This is a genomic window from Kitasatospora sp. NPDC057015 (assembly GCF_042673745.1).
Taxonomy (GTDB): Bacteria; Actinomycetota; Actinomycetes; order Streptomycetales; family Streptomycetaceae; genus Kitasatospora.
This window is the reverse complement of the sequence record NZ_JBHUSG010000019.1, coordinates 119220-125523: the sequence shown is the minus strand read 5'-3', so window position 1 is coordinate 125523 and position 6304 is coordinate 119220. Positions and strand designations below refer to the sequence as shown.

The window sequence follows — 6304 nt, the reverse complement described above, 5'->3', positions numbered from 1 at the left end:
CAGACACCCCCCGCGGGGCGCGGGCCCCGCGGCCCGGGGGTTTGGCATCCTCTGGCCCCCCCAGGTGTGCCCCCCCGGGGGGGGCCCGCCCCCCCCGGCCCCGCCCCCCACCACCCCCAGCCCGCCGCGAGGAACCTTGCCCAGCGACACCGGACGCGACCGTGGACGTGCCCCTGACCGCGACCCCGGCCCGCCCATCCCGCAGCCGCCCCAGCCGCCCCAGCCGCCCCGGACGTCCCGGACGTCCCCCGGCGGTGACAGCACCGATGACGAGTTCAGGGCCTTCATGACCAACCGCTGGCCGAGCCTGCTGCGCACCGCCTACCTGCTCACCGGTAGCCACCACGACGCCGAGGACATCGCCCAGGGCGCCCTGGCGACGGCCTACGCCAAGTGGAGCCGGGTGCGCCGCAGCGACGACGTCGCCGCGTACGTCCGCCAGATCATGGTCCATCAGCACATCGACCGGTTCCGGCGGCGGAGCGTGCGCGAGTGGCTCACCGACCGGCTGCCGCACTCCCCGGTGGCGGACGAGAGCGGCCGGGTGGCGGACCACGACGCCCTGGTGGCGGCGCTGGCCGGGTTGCCGGCGCGGCAGCGCGCCGCCGTGGTCCTGTGCTACTTCGAGGACATGACGCACGACCAGGTCGCGGCCGTGCTCGGGACGAGGGCGGGCACCGTGCGCGGCCAGATCTCCCGCGCGCTGGCCCGGCTGCGCGAGAACGGAGCCCTGGCCGACGCGGTCGGCCGGCACCCCGGATCAAGGACGGAGACGACGCGATGAACCCCAGCGAGGGGCTTGCCTCGGCCCTGCGCCAGGCCGCCGACACGATGCCGGTGAGCACCGCGCCCGTCGATGCGGTACTGCGGACGGGCCGGGCGATCCGCCGCCGGCGGACCGTCCGCTCGGCCGTGTCGGTGGCCGTCCTGGTGCCGCTCTGCGCCGCCGTCACTCTGGTGCTGCTGCCGCCTGCCCGGGACGGCGGCCGGGCCGCCCCGGTGCCGACCGCCCCGGCGGCCCCGCCGGCCCCGACCGCTCCCGCCGCGTCGGGGCCGGCGCTACGGCCCGCCGGGCAGCCGTACGGCATCGGCGGCGGACGGGAGTTGACACTGACGGCACAGGGCGCGGAGGTCTCCGGGCCGGGGGCGGGCGGCTCGTGGAGCATGCCGGTCGACAAGGTGCCGCCCGGGGAGATCACGGCGACGGTGCTCGGTGACGCCACGTCCACGCTGGCCCTGGGCCTCTACCGCGGAGCCGCCCCGGCGGCCCGGGTGACGGTGGCCCTCGGCGGCCGGAGCGTCGAGGCGCAGGTGTTCGCGCTGGCCGGGGAGCCGGGCTGGAGCGTCTTCGTCGCCCCCGGCGTCGGGAGGGGGACGACGCCGACGGTCACCGTCTTCGCGGCGGACGGCGGCGTCCTGGCCGGGCTGCCCAAGCAGCGGTGACCGCCGCCCGTCGACACCTGCCCGGCTCCGGGTGTCGACGGGTCAGACGGTGGCGAGGTCGTCGGTGCCGGTGGCGGTGACGAAGGCCTGCCAGGTGTCGGCGGGGAAGAGCAGCGCGGGGCCGGCGGGGTCCTTGGAGTCGCGGACGGGCCGCAGGCCGGGGAGGCCGGTGCCGACCTCGACGCAGTTGCCGCCGTTGTCGCTGCTGTGGGTGCTCTTGTGCCAGGTGACGGGGAGGGTGCTCGCGTTGCTGGTCATCTCAACTCCTAGGCGGCGGGCGGCGATCAGCTCGATCGACGCGTCGGGTGGCAGGGCAACGCCCGTGAGCGGATCATAGGCGTGCGGCTGACTTCACCTGGGCCGGTTCGGCCAGGATCTGCCCCCGGAGAAACCCGTCCACCTGGATGCTCGGCCCCTCGTCGAGCGCGAGGGTGGCGAACGGGCCGCCGACGCCGGCGTGAACACCCGCACTGAGCGGAATCACCTGAAGCACCGTCCGGGGTCTCTCCGCCGCCGCGACCGGGCTGCGGGTGTGCGGGGACTGTCTGTCGTACCTGGAGGTCTGGCATGCCGCCGAGGCAGCCGGAGTCCGGGCGGGGTGCGCGGCGGTGGCCGAACGGAGCCCGGTGCGCTGACCGTTGCCCGCGTTCCCGGCGTTGCGGGCCGGGCCTCGTGGGGGCGGAGCCGTCGGCCGGCCGAGCCCGGCGGCCTGCGGCCGGGCCGTGGTCGGGGCGGCCGTCGCGCAGTCGCGGCAGCGGCCCGGTGCGGCGGCGCGGAAGGCGCGCTCGCAGCCGCCGTCGCAGGTCTGCCAGGGCAGGACCGTCCCGGTGGGTGCCAACGTGGTTACGGGGAGGGGTAGTTCGGAGAGGCGGTGGGCCAGCAGGCCGACCGGGCGGGCCCGGAGGCGGTCGGGCAGTCCGGTGGTGAGGTGGTTGATGATCTCCTCGGGGCCGACGCCCCGGGCGATCCACCGGGTGACGGTCGGGGCGAGTCGGGCCACGTCGTGCTCGGACACGATCAGCCGGGGGTCGCGGACGCGCAGCGAGGCGAGCACGGAGACGGCCAGTGGATCGGCCTCGCCTGGCGGTGGCGCCGGGCTGGACGCCGCGGCGGGCGGCGACCGGCGCGCGGCCGGTGGTGCGGCCGGTGGTGCGGGTGCCGGTGCGGGTGGCGTGACGGGTACGGCCGGCCGGGCCGGGCTCGGGGCGGCGGGTCGCCCCCGGCCCGGGAGGTCGTAGGCGTACGTCCGGGTGCGGATCAGGCCGCCGGGCAGGCGCTCGCGGCGGCGCTCCAGGAAGCCCGCCGTCTCCAGGTCGCGGAGTGCGCGCGAGATGACGATCTCACCCTCGGTGAAGTGCGCGCGGAGCGCGGCGATGCTGACGGGGGCGCCGTCCGGCAGGGAGAGGATGTAGACCGCCACGCCGACCGTGACGGCGCTGCCGCGCCGCTGGGCGAGCACGTTGGCGATGACGGTGAAGTTGGCGGTGAGCCGGGTGCGGATGTGCAGCACGCCGGAGGTCGGCGCGCCGGAGCGGGCGCGCGACAGCGCGTTAGACTGCGGTCCAGCCATGGGGAAGCTACTACTTCCTGCTTGGTCAGGCCCTCGTTCGGGATTGCCGTCCCGGCGGGGGCCGTCTTGCTCTCCGGAGTCGTCGAGTCCGATTCCCCGGTTGTCGGGCGAACCTAACCGCCCGCATCCCGCCGTCGCAAGCAGGTCACCCGTGTGGGTGACCTGCCGGGGGAGGGGAGGGTCGGTGGTTCTTTCTTCCGGGTCCTTTTCGGGTGGGGACGAGTCGCACCGGTTCCCGGCCGGCCGGGAACCGGTGCGCGGTGCACCGGAGTTGCGCTCAGCGCTTGCCGAGCGTGAAGACCAGGATCATGAAGCCGGCCCAGACGTGGGTCGCGGCGATGTAGATCACGGCGCGGATCATCATCGCCCGGCGCCGGCTCCTCTCGTCGCTCCGGGCGTCGGTGGCGGAGCCCGTCACGGTGGCAGAGCCGGCGTCGGGCACCGTGTCGGGGACGGTGTCGGGCACGGAGTCGGTCATGCGGTCAGGGTCCTGTCCGTACGGGGGCGGGCGGTGTCCGTGCCGGTGTCCAGGCCGTCGGCGTCGGCGTCGGTACGCAGCTGGTCCAGCAGTCGGCCCTGGTCGGTGATCATGTCGGTGAGGATGCCGCGGGCGGCCCGGAGCAGTGCCGACACGTCCTGGGTGCTGAGGGCGTAGACCACCGTGTTGCCCTCGCGGGTGGCGGTGACCAGCTGGGTGCGGCGCAGGACGGCGAGCTGCTGGGAGAGGCTGGAGGCCTCGATGTCGATCTCGGCGAGGAGTTCGCGGACCGGGCGGGGGCCGTCCTGGAGGAGCTCCAGCACCCGGATCCGGGCCGGGTGGCCCAGGGTGCGGAAGAACTCCGCCTTCGCCTGGTACAGCGGGACGGGCATGGTCAGCTCTCTCCCTGTTCCTCTTCGGGGGTGTGCGGCAGGTGGATGCCGTGTCGGGAGGCGAGTCGCAGCAGCGAGGCCACCCGTCCGAGGTAGGCCTGGACGCCGTCGGCGTCCCCGGCCTCGCGGGCGGCGGCCAGCTCCTCGCGGGCGCGGGCGAGCTGCTCCCGCAGCTCCTCGTCGAACATCGCCGTCATCGCCGACCTCCACGCCGGCGGACGGGATTCGCTGCCGGTGCTCAACAGGTTCTATGAATGTGAAGAATTCTTCAAGCCCTGCTACGGGCAGCGGGGCGAACCCCGCCGCTGCTAGTTGCCGCCCTCCCCGCCCGGCGTCGACGGGCGAGGCGCCAGGGCGGTTTTCGGTCACCGGTCGGCGTGGCCCGGCCTGATCGCGGGCATGACGCAGGGGGTGGTGCAGTCGCGGGGGGAGGTGCGGCACGGGGTGCGGCGCAGGTGATCACGGGGGCGCGGGTGTTGGCAAGGGGCGCGGGAGTGGTGTGCGTGCGCTCTTGTTGTGCTAGCACTTCAGCGCTAGCTTGAAGTCATGGCCAAGAAGCAGCTGAACGTACGGGTGGACGCGACCACCGCGGAGATGGCCCGCGAGCGGGCGGAGCAGCAGGGGATCAGCATGAACCAGTACATCGAACGGCTCGTGCAACAGGACATGGGAGAGGCCGGGCGGCTCTTCGTCGACTCGGCGGCCCAGTTCATGAAGGAGTACGAGACGGCGTTCCTGGCCGAGTTCGGGGACCGCTCCCCGAACGAGCTCCAGGAGGTGCGCCGTTGAACCTGGAGATCGACCTCTCGTGGCTGCTCATGACCGCGGAGCAGTACACCCCCGGTGACCCGCAGGTCACCGACTACGGATCGCTGCTGGCCGCGGTCGCGCGGCACCAGGCCGAGATCTTCGACATCGCCGTCTACCCCGAGCCGCAGGACCGCGCCGCGGCCCTGATGCACCAGCTCATCCGGGTACCGGCCCTGGAGCGTACGAACGAGCTGTTCGCCACCGCCGCCGCCTACGCCTACCTGGTGGCCAGCGGCTGCACCGTGGCCACCACGGCCCGGGAGGTGCGCAGCCTCGCCCGGGCCATCCGGGAGGGCAAGATCGGCGTGTCGGGCGTCTCCGAACGACTGGCCGCCTGGGTCGTCGACGAGGCCGAGGGGGAGGAGGTCAGCGGCGAGGACGACGAGGACTCCGAGTGAGCGCCGGGGCCGGGCCCCGGACGCCGGGGCCGCATCCCGTCGCGCGGGATCCGGCGCCCTCCGGGCGGCCCCGGGACCGGGCCGCGGCGACCGACCGGGCCGCGCGAACCGCGGTCGGCCGGCCGTCCGGTCAGGGTGGTCGGGGCGGTCAGGGTGGTCAGGCCGGGGGCTCGGCGATCAGCGCCGTCGCCGCGTTCCGGAATCCGGCCCGGCGGTAGATCCGCGCCACGTCCTCGTCGGCCGCCGACAGGAACACCGTCCGCACGCCGTGCCCGCGGGCGTGTGCCACCAGGCTCGCCGTGACGGCCAGCCCCAGCCCGCGCCGGCGGGCCGCCGGCAGGGTCCCCACCCCGACGATCTCGCAGACCGGGCCGACCCGCTGGTACTGCCCGGCGCACAGGGCGGCGCCGTCCGCGACGGCCGCCGCGACGGCGGCCACCCCGGCCTCGATCCGGGCCACGGCCCGCGCCACCGTGCCGTCGGCCTCCACCCGGAGCACCGCCTCGGCGAGTTCGGCCGGGCCGGCCGCACCGAGTGCGGTGCCGGGCTCGGCGAAGGCCAGGTGCGGGACGGCGACGGCACTGGCCAGCGCGGGGTCGTCGACGGCCAGGATCCGGACGTCGGCGGGGTCGGACGGCTGAGCGGCCGTCACCGACCCCTCCGCGCCCTCGTTCGCCGCCGCTGCACCGTTCCGTGCCGAGGTCCCGTTCGCCGCCGCCGCGCCGTCCCGTGCCGAGGTCCCGTTCGCCGCCGCCGAGCCGTCCCGCTCCGCGGGGAGGACCAGCAGCGGGTGCTCGTGCACCGTCAGGCCGGCCTGTTCGACCGCGGCCCGCAGATCCGGGGTCCGGTCGTCCACCCACTCGAAGGCCTCCGGCAGACCAAGTTCTCGCTGCCGGGCGACGACCCGCAGGACGTCCGCCGCCGTGGCCGGGGCACCGCGCCAGCCCAGGGTGGGCCGGGCGTAGTAGGGCCAGCCCTCGCCCTCGCGGACGAACAGGGTGAGCGGGCCGAAGTCCTCCGCGCGGGCGCCGGCCCGCGGTACCGCGTCGTAGAACCGTTCCAGTTCGTCCAGCAGGGCCTGCCGGGGCTCGGGGTGGTGGTGCTGTGGGTCGTCAGGGTTCAGTGAAGTCACGTCGTGCATCCAAGCAGCGCTTGTTCTGCTCCTGCCACTGCTTTGCGGCGGAGCGGCACAAGCCGGTTCCGGCGGGGCATT

The 6304-nt window shown here is 75.1% G+C and carries 9 protein-coding genes and 2 pseudogenes; 4 read left to right on the top strand and 7 right to left on the bottom strand.

The window, feature by feature from the left end; genetic code table 11:
- The first annotated feature begins 196 nt into the window (after nt 1-196).
- Nucleotides 197-784 carry a SigE family RNA polymerase sigma factor gene (locus ACFTWP_RS19885; RefSeq protein ID WP_380265922.1) on the top strand — a complete coding sequence of 196 codons (588 nt, stop codon included), beginning with the start codon at nt 197-199 and terminating at the stop codon, nt 782-784.
- Complete coding sequence (locus ACFTWP_RS19880) at nt 781-1443, top strand: hypothetical protein (RefSeq protein ID WP_380265904.1); 663 nt, start codon at nt 781-783, stop codon at nt 1441-1443. The genes ACFTWP_RS19885 and ACFTWP_RS19880 overlap by 4 nt, the downstream gene beginning before the upstream one ends.
- A gap of 42 nt (nt 1444-1485) precedes the next feature.
- Here ACFTWP_RS19880 and ACFTWP_RS19875 read toward each other — a convergent pair whose 3' ends face one another.
- From ACFTWP_RS19875 to ACFTWP_RS19850, 6 genes and pseudogenes are all read right to left on the bottom strand, one after another.
- The gene (locus tag ACFTWP_RS19875) at nt 1486-1701 is read right to left on the bottom strand and encodes a DUF397 domain-containing protein (protein WP_380265903.1); all 216 of its coding nucleotides are present in this window, start codon (nt 1699-1701) and stop codon (nt 1486-1488) included.
- A 73-nt stretch (nt 1702-1774) separates the two neighbouring features.
- A pseudogene (locus ACFTWP_RS19870) lies at nt 1775-1948 on the bottom strand (Scr1 family TA system antitoxin-like transcriptional regulator); the annotation flags it as partial.
- 225 nt (nt 1949-2173) lie between these two features.
- Nucleotides 2174-3013 (bottom strand): annotated as a pseudogene (locus ACFTWP_RS19865) (hypothetical protein); the annotation flags it as partial.
- Nucleotides 3014-3290: 277 nt separating this feature from the next.
- On the bottom strand, nt 3291-3491 hold the full coding sequence (locus ACFTWP_RS19860; protein ID WP_380265902.1) for a DUF6126 family protein: 201 nt from the start codon (nt 3489-3491) through the stop codon (nt 3291-3293).
- Nucleotides 3488-3883, bottom strand: coding sequence for an ArsR/SmtB family transcription factor (locus tag ACFTWP_RS19855; protein ID WP_380265901.1), 396 nt, complete (start codon nt 3881-3883; stop codon nt 3488-3490). Before ACFTWP_RS19855 ends, ACFTWP_RS19860 begins: the two co-directional genes overlap by 4 nt.
- 2 nt (nt 3884-3885) lie before the next feature.
- Nucleotides 3886-4080 (bottom strand): hypothetical protein, encoded by a 195-nt coding sequence (locus ACFTWP_RS19850; RefSeq protein WP_380265900.1) that lies wholly within the window; start codon nt 4078-4080, stop codon nt 3886-3888.
- A gap of 349 nt (nt 4081-4429) precedes the next feature.
- Between ACFTWP_RS19850 and ACFTWP_RS19845 the strand changes: the two genes are divergently transcribed.
- Nucleotides 4430-4672 (top strand): toxin-antitoxin system HicB family antitoxin, encoded by a 243-nt coding sequence (locus ACFTWP_RS19845; protein ID WP_380265899.1) that lies wholly within the window; start codon nt 4430-4432, stop codon nt 4670-4672.
- Nucleotides 4669-5091, top strand: a complete 423-nt coding sequence (locus tag ACFTWP_RS19840; RefSeq protein ID WP_380265898.1) for a fic family toxin-antitoxin system, toxin component — start codon at nt 4669-4671, stop codon at nt 5089-5091. Before ACFTWP_RS19845 ends, ACFTWP_RS19840 begins: the two co-directional genes overlap by 4 nt.
- A 157-nt stretch (nt 5092-5248) precedes the next feature.
- On the opposite strand, the gene ACFTWP_RS19835 is transcribed toward ACFTWP_RS19840, so the two are convergent.
- Nucleotides 5249-6214, bottom strand: coding sequence for a GNAT family N-acetyltransferase (locus ACFTWP_RS19835; RefSeq protein ID WP_380265921.1), 966 nt, complete (start codon nt 6212-6214; stop codon nt 5249-5251).
- Between the last annotated feature and the right edge of the window lie 90 nt (nt 6215-6304).